Origin of the sequence: Pseudophaeobacter sp. 1A16562, assembly GCF_041008785.1 — a bacterium.
Lineage (GTDB): Bacteria > Pseudomonadota > Alphaproteobacteria > Rhodobacterales > Rhodobacteraceae > Phycobacter > Phycobacter gallaeciensis_A.
In genome coordinates, this window is record NZ_JAXGFT010000011.1 from 145,961 (window position 1) to 160,593 (window position 14,633).

General features: G+C 59.7%; 16 protein-coding genes. 3 read left to right on the forward strand and 13 right to left on the reverse strand.

Annotated elements, in window-relative coordinates:
- Window positions 1–7: 7 nt before the first annotated feature.
- On the forward strand, window positions 8–1,528 hold the full coding sequence (locus tag SM764_RS16110) for a class I adenylate-forming enzyme family protein (RefSeq protein ID WP_152467131.1): 1,521 nt from the start codon (window positions 8–10) through the stop codon (window positions 1,526–1,528).
- A 461-nt stretch (window positions 1,529–1,989) separates the two neighbouring features.
- On the opposite strand, the gene SM764_RS16115 is transcribed toward SM764_RS16110, so the two are convergent.
- Both SM764_RS16115 and SM764_RS16120 read right to left on the reverse strand, forming a co-directional pair.
- Window positions 1,990–2,694, reverse strand: coding sequence for a glutathione S-transferase family protein (locus SM764_RS16115; protein ID WP_043753650.1), 705 nt, complete (start codon window positions 2,692–2,694; stop codon window positions 1,990–1,992).
- Window positions 2,691–3,125 (reverse strand): DoxX family protein, encoded by a 435-nt coding sequence (locus tag SM764_RS16120; RefSeq protein WP_036051600.1) that lies wholly within the window; start codon window positions 3,123–3,125, stop codon window positions 2,691–2,693. The genes SM764_RS16115 and SM764_RS16120 overlap by 4 nt, the downstream gene beginning before the upstream one ends.
- A 98-nt stretch (window positions 3,126–3,223) precedes the next feature.
- On the opposite strand from SM764_RS16120, the gene SM764_RS16125 reads away from it, so the two are divergent.
- Window positions 3,224–3,652 (forward strand): MarR family winged helix-turn-helix transcriptional regulator, encoded by a 429-nt coding sequence (locus SM764_RS16125; RefSeq protein ID WP_232237122.1) that lies wholly within the window; start codon window positions 3,224–3,226, stop codon window positions 3,650–3,652.
- An 88-nt stretch (window positions 3,653–3,740) separates the two neighbouring features.
- On the opposite strand, the gene SM764_RS16130 is transcribed toward SM764_RS16125, so the two are convergent.
- From SM764_RS16130 to SM764_RS16155, 6 genes are all read right to left on the reverse strand, one after another.
- Entirely contained in the window at window positions 3,741–4,241 is a 501-nt protein-coding gene (locus SM764_RS16130) for a DNA-3-methyladenine glycosylase I (protein WP_136340201.1), read from the reverse strand.
- A gap of 305 nt (window positions 4,242–4,546) precedes the next feature.
- Entirely contained in the window at window positions 4,547–5,002 is a 456-nt protein-coding gene (locus tag SM764_RS16135; protein WP_152467132.1) for a PaaI family thioesterase, read from the reverse strand.
- 21 nt (window positions 5,003–5,023) lie between these two features.
- Window positions 5,024–5,749 (reverse strand): helix-turn-helix domain-containing protein, encoded by a 726-nt coding sequence (locus SM764_RS16140; RefSeq protein WP_152467133.1) that lies wholly within the window; start codon window positions 5,747–5,749, stop codon window positions 5,024–5,026.
- Entirely contained in the window at window positions 5,733–6,587 is an 855-nt protein-coding gene (locus tag SM764_RS16145) for an SDR family oxidoreductase (RefSeq protein ID WP_152467134.1), read from the reverse strand. The genes SM764_RS16140 and SM764_RS16145 overlap by 17 nt, the downstream gene beginning before the upstream one ends.
- The gene (locus SM764_RS16150) at window positions 6,584–8,521 is read right to left on the reverse strand and encodes an AMP-binding protein (RefSeq protein ID WP_197918524.1); all 1,938 of its coding nucleotides are present in this window, start codon (window positions 8,519–8,521) and stop codon (window positions 6,584–6,586) included. The genes SM764_RS16145 and SM764_RS16150 overlap by 4 nt, the downstream gene beginning before the upstream one ends.
- A gap of 115 nt (window positions 8,522–8,636) precedes the next feature.
- The gene (locus SM764_RS16155; RefSeq protein ID WP_152467136.1) at window positions 8,637–9,398 is read right to left on the reverse strand and encodes a glucose 1-dehydrogenase; all 762 of its coding nucleotides are present in this window, start codon (window positions 9,396–9,398) and stop codon (window positions 8,637–8,639) included.
- Window positions 9,399–9,522: 124 nt separating this feature from the next.
- On the opposite strand from SM764_RS16155, the gene SM764_RS16160 reads away from it, so the two are divergent.
- On the forward strand, window positions 9,523–10,887 hold the full coding sequence (locus tag SM764_RS16160) for a TetR/AcrR family transcriptional regulator (protein WP_369002213.1): 1,365 nt from the start codon (window positions 9,523–9,525) through the stop codon (window positions 10,885–10,887).
- On the opposite strand, the gene SM764_RS16165 is transcribed toward SM764_RS16160, so the two are convergent.
- Genes SM764_RS16165 through SM764_RS16185 form a run of 5 tightly spaced genes read right to left on the reverse strand, consistent with a single transcriptional unit; the run spans window position 10,869 to window position 14,624 of the window.
- Window positions 10,869–11,270: a PaaI family thioesterase gene (locus SM764_RS16165; RefSeq protein ID WP_028093915.1), complete on the reverse strand. Its 402-nt coding sequence runs from the start codon at window positions 11,268–11,270 to the stop codon at window positions 10,869–10,871. The two genes, SM764_RS16160 and SM764_RS16165, sit on opposite strands and share 19 nt — an antisense overlap.
- A complete protein-coding gene (locus SM764_RS16170; RefSeq protein ID WP_027264417.1) occupies window positions 11,270–11,752 on the reverse strand; it encodes a PaaI family thioesterase in 483 nt (160 codons plus the stop codon). Before SM764_RS16170 ends, SM764_RS16165 begins: the two co-directional genes overlap by 1 nt.
- 12 nt (window positions 11,753–11,764) lie before the next feature.
- Window positions 11,765–12,568 carry an enoyl-CoA hydratase-related protein gene (locus tag SM764_RS16175; protein ID WP_152467137.1) on the reverse strand — a complete coding sequence of 268 codons (804 nt, stop codon included), beginning with the start codon at window positions 12,566–12,568 and terminating at the stop codon, window positions 11,765–11,767.
- Entirely contained in the window at window positions 12,561–13,415 is an 855-nt protein-coding gene (locus SM764_RS16180; RefSeq protein ID WP_057796873.1) for an SDR family NAD(P)-dependent oxidoreductase, read from the reverse strand. Before SM764_RS16180 ends, SM764_RS16175 begins: the two co-directional genes overlap by 8 nt.
- A 9-nt stretch (window positions 13,416–13,424) precedes the next feature.
- The gene (locus SM764_RS16185; protein ID WP_152467138.1) at window positions 13,425–14,624 is read right to left on the reverse strand and encodes an acyl-CoA dehydrogenase family protein; all 1,200 of its coding nucleotides are present in this window, start codon (window positions 14,622–14,624) and stop codon (window positions 13,425–13,427) included.
- Window positions 14,625–14,633 lie beyond the last annotated feature (9 nt).

Below are 14,633 nucleotides of genomic sequence, written 5' to 3' on the forward strand. Positions count from 1 at the left end.
GGAAACTATGCTGACCGACGTCATCCGCGCGGGGCGCGCTGATCTGTATTCGATCTTTCGAACCCGCGCACATGACTGCGCCCGCGCCCTCGCCATCGAGGACGGCAGCAGAAAACTGACCTATGCAGAACTGCTGGAGCGGGTCGATCGTCTGGCGGCTGTATTTCTGGCACGAGGCGTGGCGCCCGGAGACAGGATCGCGATCCTGTCGCATAACCGCTCAGAATACCTGGAGGTCGAACTTGCAGCAGCGGGAATCGGCGCGATCGTCGCCTGTCTGAACTGGCGGCTTGCCCCCGATGAACTGCGGCACTGCATCGATCTGGTCGAGCCGGTTCTCGCGGTTGTCGAACCGGAACTTTCAGAAGCTTACCGCGCCGTCGCGTCGACACCCTGTCTAACCGTCGGGCCAGACCTGGAAACGGCCATTGCCGGGGTCGAGCCGGACCCGCGCACCGGAACCATGGTTGACGACCCCGAGGCCGGTCTGACGATCCTCTATACCTCGGGGACCACGGGCCTGCCCAAGGGGGCGCATATCAGCCACCGCGCGCATATCGCCCGATCCATGGTTTTTGCGGCCCAGCTGGCGCTGGATCCCGGCGACGGGTTCATCGCCTGGGCGCCGATGTTCCACATGGCCTCCACCGATCATGCGCTGGCAACGATCCTGCGGGGCGGGACCGTGGTGATGGTGGACGGGCTGCAGCCCGCCGTCATCAACGAGGCGCTGTCACGCCACAGGATCGGCTGGTTCGTGATGATGCCCGGGGCACTGGAGGCTTTTATTAACGAACGGCACGCCAACCCTTTGCCGCTGAAGGGGATCAAGGTTTGCGGCGCAATGGCTGATCTGGTGCCGCCGCATCAGATCGCGGAACTGACCGGTCTTCTGGACACGCCCTATCTGAATTCCTTCGGGGCGACCGAAACCGGCCTGCCGCCGGGAACCGCCGATCTGATCGCGCCGGGTGTGACCCCGGACCGGCTGTCCAAGCGCATCAGCGCCTTTTGCGAGGTGCGGCTGGTCGATCCCGACGACCGCGAAGTCCCCGATGGAACGCCGGGCGAAATGGCGCTTCGGGGTCCGACGCTGTTTTCCGGGTACTGGAACGCCGACGACACCAATGCCCGTGACTTTCGCAACGGCTTTTTCCACATGGGCGATCTGTTCCGGCGCAATGCGGACGGCACCGTCGACTTTGTGGATCGGGCGAAATACCTGATCAAGACCGGAGGTGAAAACGTCTATCCGGCGGAAATCGAACGTGTGCTTCTTTCTCATCCCGATGTGATCGATGCCGCCGTGGTAAGGGCCTTCGACGCGAAATGGGGGGAAAGCCCGGTGGCCTTTGTCGCCTGTGACGATGACGGGCCGGATGCCGAGGCGCTGCTGAACTTGTGCCGCGAAAGCCTCGCTGGCTATAAGCGACCACGCGAAATTCGCTTCATCGCGTTCGAGGATTTTCCCAGATCGACCAGCGGCAAGATCCAGCGGCATATCCTCGAAGCCCGGCTCGCAGATTAATTTTCGCTCTGACCCGATCGTCAGCCAGCCACGCCAGTTCGCCCCAATAGCGATAAAAGCGTTCTTATCCTCGTTGCCACGAGCTTCTTATCCCCGCCCTTTGGAGTAACCCCCTGAAAGTGATCCACCATCTGGGATAGATTGACCCGCGATTGAAGCGCAGCCCTCTGTCGGACTACACGGCTAGGGTTTTCCGGGTGTTTGAGCTCAGGAGGATTCGTAGATCCCTGAGCCATTCATCAGTGCGATCGGTGGTTTGTTCCCGGTTGCGCTGTGGGGGCAGCAGTAACCCGGCGCATCGCACCGACGGGCATGGACTGCCGGCAATTGCCGGTTGGGGCTGCTGCGGGCCTTCAAGGGAAAGTCGGCGACTATCCGATGTGCGGGACAAAGCGGACATTCGCCAAGCGACCTCAAACGTCCGGTTCTGTACTGCGGCCCGACAAAACGATATCAAGTGATCAGCGGTCAGCCGATCGCACCTGTGTAACTGTCTTCTTCGGCCCTCCTGTCTGCATGATCTGGGACAGGTAAGAATTGCGCCGTCTGATGAAGTCACGCAGAAGGGTCGGGTAATCTTCACTGACGGCATTCTTCACAGAAACCCGACGCTCCAGTTCATGTCGCCAGGCCCTTACACGGGCAAGCCCTGTGAAGACGCCAAACTCTCCGATGGTGTCAAAAACGTCGAAATAGCGGAAGACCGGGCCGAATACGACATCGACGAGGCTGAACCGGTGGCCATCGAACCATGGTCCCTCCCCAAGCTCCGCGTCCAGCCGAAGGAACTTTGCGCGGAGCGCCGCCACTTTTTCTTCCAACGCTTTCTCGTTCGGCGCCGAGTAGAACCCCGCAATGTCGTTCAAGACAGCAGATCCAAATTCAATCCAGGCACGGTGGCGGGCGCGATCGAGAGCGTCGTGCGGATGAAGCGCGTGGGGTTGTGTATCCTCAAGATATTCGAGGATAACCGCAGATTCGAAAATCGGCGTCCCGTCCACAACCAGGACAGGCGTCTTGCCCAGCGGAGATATGGCAAGAAACCAGTCGGGCTTGTTCGAAAGATCGATGTCAGTTCTCTCGAACGTGACACCTTTCTCAGTGAGCGAGATCGCCGCGCGCTGCACATATGGGCAGAGCGCATGGCTAATGAGGTGGAGGCTCATGTTGTCTCTCCCGCCATCTGCACGTTACCGGGCGCGAAGGAAGGGCTGAGGGCGAAACGGCCGTCGCCCAGAAGCCCTTGCACGATGGCAAGCAGCGTCAGATAGGCCGGGTATTCCCACCCGCCGTTCTCGTATCCGAACATCCAGCCGTTTCCGGAGTGAGCCCAGGTCGCACCGGCCAGGATGGGCACGGTCGCCGACGCGACCCACCGAGCCTGTACGCCGAGGACCAAAAGGGCACCGGCAATCGCCTCGACTGCAAAGACCATATAAGCAAACCAGCCGGGCAGCCCGATCGAAATGAAGAACTGCGCCGTTCCGGGAAGTGTGAAAATGAAGAGCTTGAGAAACAGGCTGTGCGCCAGGAACATGATCCCGAGTGCTATACGGAGCAGGAATATCCCAAATTCTGTGAGGTGCGATTGTGACATGATATGATCCCATATGTCGATGCAGTTGCATCTATATATAGCGCGTCACATGCGATGTCAAGGTTGATGCACTTACATGTACATGATAGGTGCTGGATATGAACGAGATTGACCATGCTACTGAGGCCGCCTGGACAGCCCTCATGACTAAAAGCCGCGTTTTGCTTGAGGCTGTCGAAACGTCTCTGAAATCGGCAGGATACCCGCCAATTGCATGGTATGACGCGCTTCTCGAACTCGAGAAGGCTGGCCCGGACGGACTCCGGCCATTCGAACTCAAAGACCGGATTTTGTTACCCCAATACGGTACCTCGCGGCTGCTGAACCGTATGGTGAAAGCAGGGCTGGTGAACCGACAGGACTGCTTGGAAGATGGGCGAGGTCAAAACATTTCTATCTCTGAAAAGGGTAAATCTGTCAGGAGGGCGATGTGGCCGATCTATGAACGGGTTCTGTCGGAAAGGATCGGCGCAAAGCTGAAACCCAAAGACGCCGCTCAATTGGCCTCGCTACTCTCAAAGCTCTGAAGTCTAGGTCGACTGACGCGAAACCTGTCTGTGACTTTCCACGCTAAGTGGCCCTGAATTTTTTTCACGTTAATTGGCCGACAGTTGCCTATGTCGGTGTGCGAAGGGTGTTTCGGGCTGTTTCGACGTCCTTTCGCATCCAACAGACCTCTGCGTGATCGTTGATAAATCCCATGGCCTGCATGAATGCATATACGGTGGCCGGCCCCACGAATTTGAAGCCAAGCTTTCGTAGGTCTTTGGACAGGGTCTCGGACGCTGGTGATTTGGACCGCATTTGTGGCAGTGCGTCGTCCTTGGCAGGTTCATATAGCCAGATGAATGCGGCGAAGGAGCCTTCCTCTTGGACGACCTCGAAAGTACGGCGAGCGTTGTTGATCACGGCTTCGATCTTGCCTCGATAGCGAACAATTCCTTCATCGGCAAGTAGGCGCTTAATATCGTTGTCGTCAAAGTTCGCAACTCCCCGAAAGTCGAACCCGGCGAAGGCAGCACGAAAGTTCTCGCGCTTGGCCGGAATGGTGCGCCAGCTCCGCCCTGACTGGAAACTCCGGCGTGACGGCAGCCCATCGGCACCGTGGGCGTCCATCCGTTCCAATTACGGTTGCAGCATCAGGCCGCTGCCGCATAAACTTGAACAGAAACTGAACCAGATCCTCCGTTACGATACAGTCTCAGCTCTCCGAAAAACCCTGACGAGGGACAATCGGCGACCGCACTGCTAAAGGCTAACATTACCGCTTGGCAGGTCTGAACCTGCTGGCGGCGATCTGGATACCGCGCGCGCCTACGGGAAACGGTTGGCCGAGGTCGCGAGCCGCTGGAACAGCTGATCCAGCTGTCTGAATAATCGGCCCGGCCGCCCGGATCGGATGTGCTGCGGCCGGGTTGCGCTCAGTCCGCGACCCCCGCCCGCCCGATCAGCGCCATGAGCGTTCCGGTCATCGTTGCGACGAGCTTTTCATCCTGGCTCTTCACGGCATAGGCACGCGCCTCGCATATGGTCAGCGTCCTGCCTGGTTTCACCACGTCAGCGACGAAGCGAAACCGTTCGCCGTCCGCCGGGTTGAGTAGGTTGATCTTGAATTCGGCCGTCAACACTGCCGCGTCCGCTGGCATCAGCGAAAAGGCCGCGTATCCGCAGGCGCTGTCCAGCGCTGTCGACAGGATTCCGGCATGCAAAAACCCATGCTGCTGGGTCAGTGCAACCTGATGTGCCATTTCCAGAACGATGCGGCCGGGTAACAACTCGGCAATGCTGATCCCCAACGTGTTCATCACCTTCTGGCGATCGAAACTGTTGCGCACGCGTGCGTCATAGTCGGGGTTTTTCGGTTTGAATTGTGTCATGGCGGGTCTTCCTCTTCGATTTCATTCGTCAATGACCAATCTTAGGCGGTCTTTGAGGCGCGTATCTTGTAGCGAAAGGTCAAAACGACGCGGAATAGACAGAGCGCGCAACGCGCCGGGCGGTTTGCCGGCGAAGATCCGGCAAGCGGCGGACAAGTGAGATTGATCGTAGTATCCGGCGTCCAGCGCCAGATCGCTCAGCAGCAGGGTCTTTGACGCAAGCTGCCCGAGAGCCCGGCGAAAGCGTCGCAAGGTCGCAAGCCGCCGCCGCGACACGCCGGTTTCCGCCCGCACCTTTCGACGTTTGGTCCGGTCGCTGTAAGCTCCGGTTGGTGCGGCAAAGCGCAGGTCTCTCGCAAGGCCGTCAAGCACCGCGATGAGCGCAGGCAGGTCATCGTCCCCGTTCTGAACCCGGGCCAGTTCTGAGGCCAGCATGTCCAGCCCTTTGGAGTCGGGAAATCGCTGCGGTCGTGACGACAGTCGCAGCCCGGCCACGACACCCAGGAATGGCCTTGGGCGGGGCGAAAAATAGGGGCGCGGTTCTGCCAGCGATACGCGCCCGCCGCCGCTGTCGTCGCGCGTTACCGAAAGGGTAAAGAGGTCGGTTGCGAACCGCCCGTGTCCACCACCGCTCAGCACACCGGTATCGCGGAACACGAACAAATGGTCGATCTGTTTGGCCGCTTCCTCAGGCGGAGCCAGTTCGAGATAACGCGGCGGCTCCATCAGGTTACTTGACGAAAGCATCCCGGTTCTCGGCGACGAAATCGGCAAATCGGCGCGCCGGGCGTCCCATCACATCACTGACCGTGGTCTCGATGCCGGCAAGGTAGCCCTTGGGCGCGATGGAAGCCAATTCGACCATGGCTCTGGCGACCTCGTCCTGCATTCCGCCAGCCACCATGCCCGCCTTGGCATTTTCGGCCGACAGGGACACGCACGACACTGTTCGTCCCGTCACCCCGGACAGAAGGGCCGCGATGTCATCCCCTGCAAGAGCTTCGGGCCCGGTCAGGCCAAGAGCCTTGCCTTCGTAACCCGGAGCGGTCAGCGCCTCGGCGGCGACATCCGCGATGTCGCGGGCGTCGATCCAGGCCACGGGGCCGCCCAGATCGTCATAGTACACGGCGTCCTTTGCAATGTTGCCGGCCTGCCACAGCAGGTTCTGCATGAAATAGGTCGGCTGGACAAAGGTCCAGTCAAGGCCGCTTTGCTTCAGCAGCTCCTGGGTTTCGGAATGCCACTTTCCAAAGGTCAGCCCCGCCTTGGGCGACGCGCCAAGCCCCGTGGCCACAACGATATGGCGCACGCCCGCGGCCTTGGCCGCCTCGATCACGTTCGCCTTCCACTGGCGCATGTTCAGATGGGCAGGCGTGACCAGGTATATCTTTTCTGCCCCGTCACAGGCCCGCGCCAGCGCGGCAGGGTCCGTGAAATCCGCTGCGACCGCCTCGCATCCTTTGGCCCTTAGCGCATCTAACTTGGAGGGGGCGCTGGTGACAGCGCGCACGGACGCGCCTTTTGCCAGAAGCGTATCGACGAGGGGCGCGCCAGTCGTGCCCGTGGCTCCGAAAACAGTGATCATGACTTTTCCTTTTGCAGGTCTGCGATGGGCTGAATGGTTTCCGGGTTGCTGATCGACGACAGATCGCCCGGATCTTCACCGAGAAAGGCGGCACGCACGACACGGCGCATGGTTTTCATGCTGCGGGTCTTGGGCAGCGCTTCGACAAAGTGGATCTCGCGCGGGCGGAAGGGCTTCGAGACGATCTCTCCGACACGATCCTTGAGCCGGTTCACGAGCTCCGCGTCCGGCGACACATTTGGGGCCGCCACGCAGACGCAGACGACGGCCACGCCCTTGATGTCATCAGGTGCCGCGATGGCAGCGGCGTCCACCACCTCTCCGGTTTCGGTCAGGGCCGCCTCGATCTCGGGCGGGCCGATGCGTTTGCCGGCGATGTTCAGCGTGTCGTCCGACCGGCCCAGGATATACCATGTCCCGTCCGGATCGCAGCGCACCCAGTCGCCGTGCCGCCAGAGGCCGGGGAAGGTGGACCAGTAGGTTTCAAGGTAGCGATCGCGGTCCCCCCAGATGGCCGGGGTCAGACCCAGAGGCGGCTGGGTCACGACCAGTTCGCCGACCTCGCCCGGTGCGGCTTCGCTGCCGTCCTGGCGCAGAACCTTGGCCCCGACACCCAGGGCCTGGGCCGAAAATCCGCCGGGCTTGAGCTCGTGCAGCACGGTCGAGGTCAGGATCGCGCCAAAAAGCTCGGTCCCGCCCGAGATGTTCAGCGGCACGGCGCGGCGGCGACAGATATGATCGAGCTGCCAGAGCCAGGCATCCTCGGTCCAGGGCTCGCCGGTCGAGGCGACGATGCGCAGGGACGACAAGTCGTAGCCCGACAAAGATTCAGTATCCTGCGTCATGAACTGCCGTACCAGGGTCGGGGCCACGCCGAGATGCGTGACCTCCATCTCGGACGCAAGACGCAACAGCCTGAAGGGATCGCCGGGCATTGATGGTGCGCCCTCGGCCAGCACCAGAGTCGAACCGGACAAGAGCACCGACAAAAGGGTAAGCGGTCCCATGACCCACCCCATGTCGGTCATCCAGAGGTGCCGGTCATCCCGTTTCATGTCGAGGCAAAGCAGGAAATCGGCCGTGGCCTTGGCCTGCACGCCCAGATGGGTATGCACGACGCCCTTGGGCCGTCCGGTGGTGCCTGACGTATAGGCGATCAGAAAGGTGGCTTCGGCCTTGACCGGAACGGCGGCAAGCTCCGGACTGGCGCGGCCCACGGTTTCGCTCCAGTCCAGATCGCGGGCGGGATCGGCTACCGCACCGCCGAACCGTCGCAGGCTGATCACGGTATGAACCGATGGCACGTCGGTCAAAGCCTGGGCGAGGCTCGCCTCCATCCAGACCGGCTTGCCTCGCCGGGGTGTGGCATCCGCTGTCAGCACCGCCACGGCATCCGCGTCGTTCAGGCGCGATACGATGGCATGAGGCGCAAAACCGGAAAACAGCGGCACCGCAACCGCGCCCAGCCGGGCAATCCCCAGAAGCGCGGCCTCGATTTCGGGGATCATCGGCATATAGATGCCCACCGCCTGACCGGGCCTTACACCGCGCGTGGCAAGGGCCGAGGCAACGCGGGAGGCTTCGGCGGTAAGGTCGGAATAGGTCCAGCGGCGGCGGCTTCCGTCTTCGCCGACCCAGTCGATTGCGACCTTGTCGCCCAAGCCATCGACAATTCGGGCGTCAAGACAGGTTTCCGTCAGATTCAAAGTACTCCCGACGGCCCACCGGATCGATTCGGGCCCTTCGGAGATATCTCGCAACCGGCTGTAGGGCCGCGCGAACCGTATCCCGGCATGGTCAATGATCCGGCCCCAGAACCAGTCTGGGTCTTCATTCGAACGGCGGACGAGTTCCTCGTAACTGTCAATGCCGCAGCCCGTCAGAAATGCGGTCAGAGTGCTTGTCCGCTGGATGTCAGAGCCTGGCTGAAACATTCGCAACCTTTCTAGAATGAAAAAGGGCCGCACAAAAGGCGCGGCCAGTCGGGGAGGTAACTCTTTTGGCACGGTTTGGCAGCAACGCCTGGTGTCCGGCGCTGCTGTCATGGCTTCAACCGTGCATGGACAAGCCGCCCGAAACCGAAATCACCTGGCCGGTAATGAACCCTGCGTCGTCCGACGACAGGAAGCAGATGATGCCAGGGTAATCCGTCGGCTGCGCCAGGCGCTTCATCGGAATCGCCCGCTTGAGACCTTCGGCGATCTTTTGACCTGCCTCGCCCTCGGCAAATTGAGCGAACAGAGGTGTGTCGGTCGGTCCCGGGGCGACCGCATTCAATTGTATACCTTTGCGCGCCAGCTCGCGCGCCACGGTCTTCGTGAACGAAATGATGCCGCCCTTGCAGGCTGAATAAACCGCCTCGCCGGATGACCCGACACGACCAGCGTCAGAGGCGATGTTAACCACGCGACCGCCGCCGCTCTTGACCATGCCCGGAAGCACCGCGTGATGCATGTTGAGCGGGCCGTAAAGATTGATGTCGATAACCTTTTTCCAAAGATCGGCATCGGTGTCGAGAAACATTCTGCTGACGTCCCAGCCGGCGTTGTTCACCAGCACATCAATCGGGCCGCCGGATTCGAACTCGGCCACCGCCGTGTCGACTTGACTACGGTCGGTGATATCTACCTTGAAGGCCTGCGCCTTCCCGCCAGCCTCGGTGATCAGTCGGACAGTTTCCTCCGCCCCATCCTTGTTCAGATCGAAAACGGCAACTTCGGCGCCCTCTTCGCCGAACCGTTCGCAAACTGCGCGGCCAATGCCGCTTCCACCGCCGGTCACAATGACCCGTTTTCCACTCAACCCTCGCATGGAGGTCCTCCTCTTCCGATAAACCTTTGTCAAGAACTTGATTCGGAACGTTCCTTGGATTATTCTAACATTTGTTAGATTTAATGCAATGGACAGTCTCGTGTCCCGCAAGTATCGAAATGAAATGGTACACAAGACTGACCCCCCCAGGACACTGAGCGAAGACTTGAGCAAGTCTGAGAGGACACGTGAGGGTATCCTTTCGGCGGCTGCGCGACTTTTTCGGTATGAAGGCTATCACGCAACGACTATGCGCGACATCGCGCAGGGAGCTGGCATTGAGGCCGGCAGCATTTATTATCATTTTCAATCCAAGGACCAGATTCTGAGCGAAGTTCTCGATCTTGGCGTCCGTCAACTATATCAGGCGGTCAGTGAAATCGTTCGGTCGGCACCGACAAGTTCGGAGGATTTTCGCAAGACTTTCGGACTGCTGATTGAAACACACCTTGCCTACCTATTGACCGACAGCGACTTTACGTCAGCCAATATTCGGAACTATCCGATGTTGTCGGACGAAACACGCGCCCCGCATCGCGAATTGCGTGCATCATATGCGGGTGCCTGGGGCAAATTCCTGAATGACGCCAAACGCGCCGACCACCTTCGAAGCGACATATCCACTGCTGTGATCCGCCAGTTCATCCTGAGTGCCATGAACTGGACCGTAGAATGGTACGATGTCGACTCGTATCCGGTGCGCATACTCGCGGAACGAATGAGTAAGCTGATACTTGACGGAATGTGTCCACATCGCAAGGCGGATACCGAAGGCTTGAAGCTGTGCCCCGCCACTACCGCCAAAACCCCGGATCCCGACAGCAAGGCGGCTAAGACCCGTGCAGAAATTCTAAAGGCCGCAGCGCGCGTTCTGAGGGACAATGGCTACAAGGCGACCACGCTGAGAAAGATCGCGGAAGAAGCGGACATGAAAGCGGGCAGCGTCTATTACCATTTCAACTCCAAAGAAGCGATCGTTGACGAAGTTCTAAACGCCGGACTGAGGGACTTGCTATCAGGTGTCGAAGCCGCCGTTCGGAAATTCGATGCCCCGTACGATCATCACGCCAAGATAGCGACTGCAATCTGGGCGCACCTGGATTTCCTCTTCAAGGCAAGTGAATTCACCTCGGCGAATATCAGAAGCTATGGAATGCTCCCCAATCATTTCAGGGAGAGGCACAGGGGTATTCGCCATGAGTATGGAAAACTCTGGGATCGGATACTCCGTGAAGCTCAGGACGACGGTGCCATACGGTCGGATATCAAGATCGTCCCCTTGCGCCAAGTGATGTTGGGTGCCTTAAACTGGACGGTGGAATGGTTCGACCCGAACAAGGCAGGAGTGGAAGGATATCTATCACTGCCTGAATTCTCCAGCATGCTCATCAATCTGCTATTGGAAGGCATTTGTAACCGGGAAGCGACCCCGTCCACAGGACAAGGTAGCCCTGAAAGCGGTTGCCCCGGTCAGACCAGAAGGAAGTGATACAGCCCTTCGGCAACCGCCTTTTCCCGATCCGTCTGCCAGCTGAGCACGCTGACGCTTGCCATCCGCTTGCCTTTGCGCGTGACGTTAGCGCGCGCAAAAAGCGGTCCCTTCACACCGGGTCTGAGGTAATCGACGGTCAGGTTGATCGGCTTGGCCGGAACGTCGGCGAAATCGGGCTGTACCGCGATGGCGGCAGTGGCCTCCATAAAACTCGCGATTATGCCGCCATGGTAGTACTCCATGATCGGGTTACCGATATGGCGGTCATCAAAGGTCATTTCCGCCTCAGCATGGAGACTGTCTAGACTTCTGACCTCAAAGTTGAGAAATCGGAAGAACGGCACCCGGGATACATTGGCATTGACAGTTTGCACGTCCATCACGAGGTTTTTCCTTTTGTCATTGCGTCAAACAGGCTGGTTTCGCCGCGCGTCAATGCAAACGAGGCGGTTCCCCTAGCTATTTCAGCATCCTCATGGCCCGCGAACCAGACGCTGCCGGAATTGAAGGCGATGTGGCGGGTCTTGCGAAAACAATGCGCTTGAACGATGACATCCGCGCGCGAACGGGCCGGGCGCAGGTAATCAACTCTGAGGTCAAGAGTGGCCATGGTACTGACGCCTTCGATGGCAACAAAGTTCGCCAGTCCAAAGACACTGTCCAGAAGTGCCGTCAGGATACCACCGTGGAGCAGCGATTGTTCCGCATCGACGCAAAAGTCCGGATTGAACGGCATCCGAACCCGAACACCTTCCGTCGAGACCTCTTCGATCTCAAGCGCCATATGCGTTATCAGACCCTTGCCGCGCGCATTCCACATCTGCGCGATTTGCTCCATCTTCTTTTGGGTGATGTCTGACATGCGATCTTTCCTTTAACGCCCCGTGAAATTGGGTTTTCGTTTTTCGACGAACGCAGCAACCGCCTCGTGGTGGTCTTCGGTCTGATGCATGAGCGCCTGATAGGCCGCCGCGGAATTCAGGAAATCCGGCAGGTCCATCCGTTCGGCATTGCGCATCAGACGCTTGGCGACCCGCACCGCGCGCGGCGGTTTCGCGGCGATGACAGCGGCCCGTTCACGGGCCCGTTCCATCAATTTTTCATGAGGCACAAGTTCAAGCACCATACCAAGCTCCAGCGCTTCCTTGGCCTCGACCATGCGCCCCGAGAAGGTCAGATCGGCGGCCTTCTGGTGGCCCAGACGACGCAACAGGAACCAGCTGCCCGCATCGCCCGGAATGATTCCGAGATTCAGAAACACCTCGCCGAACCTTGCTTTTTCTGACGCGATGCGCATGTCGCACATCATGGTCAGGTCGCACCCCGCGCCCACCGCCGGGCCGTTGACTGCGGCGATCGTCGGAATATCCATGTTGTAGAGCGCAAGCGGCAGCCGCTGCACCCCATCAACATAACTCTGCGCCGCCGCCAGCGGCTCCTTGCGGAACACGCTGTCGGGATCGTTCATCTCCTTGATGTCCCCGCCTGCACAAAAGGCCGGGTCGGCCCCGGTCAGGATCATCACGCTGACCTGAGGATCGGCCTGCACCTTGGCGAAGGTCTCCAGAAGGGCAGCGATCATGTCGTTGCCGGTGACCGGGTTGCGCCGCTCGGGGTCGTTCAGCGTAACCGTAGCGATCCTGTCGGAAATCTCCAGAAGGACGGGCTGTTTATTCATTCTTGCCATCTCCCCGTTCGCGTTTCTCGAACATCGCGGGGTTGATCATGTCCCGCGCGTCATGACCCATATGCAAGGTTTCACCGCCGTCTACATAAATGTCTTCTCCGGTGATGAAACCGCCAAGTTTCGAGGCCAGGAAAATGATCGTGCCTGCGATGTCCTCGGCCGCCCCCATCCGGTTTAGCACCGAGCGGTTCAGCTTTTTCCACTGTTCCGGCGGAATCGGATAGCGGCCAAGCGCATCGGTCTTGATCGTGCCCGGCGCGACACAGTTCAGCCGGATGCCGTACTCGCCCCATTCGGCGGCCAGCGTTTTCATCATGCCCGTCACACCGGCGCGGGCGGCGACGGTGTGTGTAAAGCCGGTAAGCGCGGTGCGCGCAGAGATGGCGGTGACAAACACAACCGATCCACCATTGTCGTACATGAAGTGATCCGCCGCTGCCCGGGTCATCTGCCAAGATCCGATCAGGTTGTTGCGGATCACGGCTTCGAAGCCCTTGTTGGTGATATCGCGGGCGGCCGCGATATACTGGCCGCCGGCATTGTTCACCAAAACATCCAACTGCCCATAGTGGTCCTTGATCCGCCCCATCGCAGCTTCGATACTGTCTTCGTCGCGGGTGTCTCCGGGCACGACAAAGGCCTCGCCCCCCGCCGCCCGGATCATTTCGGCGGTCTCTTCCAGCGGCTCTTCGCGGCGCGCGAACAGCGCAAGCCTTGCCCCGCAAGCGGCCATTTCGATCGCCGTCGCCCGGCCCATTCCAGATCCGGACCCCGTGACCAGGGCAACTTGACCCGCCATGAGATCCGACGCGTAACGCCTTGATTTCGCTTCGCTCATGTTCCGCCCCTAGTTCTTCAGCAATTCGCCAGAGATGATGAGTTTGCGAACCTCCTGGGTGCCTGCGCCGACCTCAAGCACGCGACCGGTCCGGTATAGCCGGTTCACTTCTGTATCACGCATGTAACCCGAGCCGCCGTGAATCTGGACAGCTTTGTCCAGCACGAAGGATGTCGCCTCAGCGGCCTTGTAGATCGCCGCAGCGGTGAGCTTGTGTATTTCGCCGCGCCCGCCTTCGCCCTCTTCGAGGCCTTCACACATGGCAGCGGTGCGCAAGGACAGGCTCCGCGCGGCCTCGATCTGCGTATACATGTCGGCCAGCATCGCCTGAACCATCTGAAAACTGGCGATCGGTTTGCCGAATTGCTGGCGTGTCTTGGCGTAATCGATGGAAATATCCAGCGCCCGCTGCGCAATGCCCAGAGCGTTGAAACAGACGATGGCACGTTCCAGATCAAGTCCGGACATGGTAACGGCAACCCCGCCATCCAGCTTGCCGACCATGTTTCTGGCCGGAACACGGCAATCTTCGAATACCAGTTCGCCCGTCGGCGAGCCCCGGAATCCCATCTTGTTCAGCTTCTGCGCCACCTTGAAACCGGGCGTGTCGGTTTCCACGATAAAGGCGGAAATGCCCTTGGCCCCTTTTTCGGGCGATGTCTTGGCATAGACCAGCACCAGATCGGCAATCGGCCCATTGGTGATGTAGATCTTGGCGCCGTTCAGGATGTAGTCGTCGCCATCCTTTTTGGCCGTGGTCCGCATCGAGCCAAGCGCATCAGACCCCGCGCCGGGTTCGGTCAGACCCAGGGCACCCACCAGCGTGCCGTCGCACAGACCTGGCAGGTATTTTCGGCGCAACTCGTCATTGGCGTTGCGATAGATATTATTGACGCAGAGGTTGTCGTGCGCCACATGGGTCAGTCCGATGGCCGCCGAGGCGCGCGACATTTCCTCGGTGATGATACAGGCCGAGGTAAAATCGAGCCCGGCACCGCCGAATTCCGTCGGCACGTTCAGTCCCAGGTAGCCCATTTCGCCCAGCTTGGGGAAAACCGAAGACGGCAGGTCATCAGTATCGTCCATTTCCGCATTCAGATGGTGGAATTCGGACATGAAGAACTTGCCGGCCTGATCGGCCAGGGCCTGCTGTTCGTCCGTCATGAAATGTGTTGGCAGAGCGGTGTCGTTGCGCAGTTGCTTGTTCATTGTCTCGTC

What these genes read in the sequence shown, in the direction of transcription:
- SM764_RS16125 (WP_232237122.1), top strand. Translation starts at nt 3,224, where the DNA reads ATGAACGAGATTGACCATGCTACTGAGGCCGCCTGGACAGCCCTCATG.
- SM764_RS16160 (WP_369002213.1), top strand. Translation starts at nt 9,523, where the DNA reads ATGGTACACAAGACTGACCCCCCCAGGACACTGAGCGAAGACTTGAGC.
- SM764_RS16145 (WP_152467134.1), bottom strand. Translation starts at nt 6,587, where the DNA reads ATGATCACTGTTTTCGGAGCCACGGGCACGACTGGCGCGCCCCTCGTC.
- SM764_RS16135 (WP_152467132.1), bottom strand. Translation starts at nt 5,002, where the DNA reads ATGACACAATTCAAACCGAAAAACCCCGACTATGACGCACGCGTGCGC.
- SM764_RS16170 (WP_027264417.1), bottom strand. Translation starts at nt 11,752, where the DNA reads ATGTCAGACATCACCCAAAAGAAGATGGAGCAAATCGCGCAGATGTGG.
- SM764_RS16175 (WP_152467137.1), bottom strand. Translation starts at nt 12,568, where the DNA reads ATGAATAAACAGCCCGTCCTTCTGGAGATTTCCGACAGGATCGCTACG.
- SM764_RS16130 (WP_136340201.1), bottom strand. Translation starts at nt 4,241, where the DNA reads ATGGACGCCCACGGTGCCGATGGGCTGCCGTCACGCCGGAGTTTCCAG.
- SM764_RS16110 (WP_152467131.1), top strand. Translation starts at nt 8, where the DNA reads ATGCTGACCGACGTCATCCGCGCGGGGCGCGCTGATCTGTATTCGATC.
- SM764_RS16150 (WP_197918524.1), bottom strand. Translation starts at nt 8,521, where the DNA reads ATGTTTCAGCCAGGCTCTGACATCCAGCGGACAAGCACTCTGACCGCA.
- SM764_RS16140 (WP_152467133.1), bottom strand. Translation starts at nt 5,749, where the DNA reads ATGCTTTCGTCAAGTAACCTGATGGAGCCGCCGCGTTATCTCGAACTG.
- SM764_RS16155 (WP_152467136.1), bottom strand. Translation starts at nt 9,398, where the DNA reads ATGCGAGGGTTGAGTGGAAAACGGGTCATTGTGACCGGCGGTGGAAGC.
- SM764_RS16115 (WP_043753650.1), bottom strand. Translation starts at nt 2,694, where the DNA reads ATGAGCCTCCACCTCATTAGCCATGCGCTCTGCCCATATGTGCAGCGC.
- SM764_RS16180 (WP_057796873.1), bottom strand. Translation starts at nt 13,415, where the DNA reads ATGAGCGAAGCGAAATCAAGGCGTTACGCGTCGGATCTCATGGCGGGT.
- SM764_RS16185 (WP_152467138.1), bottom strand. Translation starts at nt 14,624, where the DNA reads ATGAACAAGCAACTGCGCAACGACACCGCTCTGCCAACACATTTCATG.
- SM764_RS16120 (WP_036051600.1), bottom strand. Translation starts at nt 3,125, where the DNA reads ATGTCACAATCGCACCTCACAGAATTTGGGATATTCCTGCTCCGTATA.
- SM764_RS16165 (WP_028093915.1), bottom strand. Translation starts at nt 11,270, where the DNA reads ATGGACGTGCAAACTGTCAATGCCAATGTATCCCGGGTGCCGTTCTTC.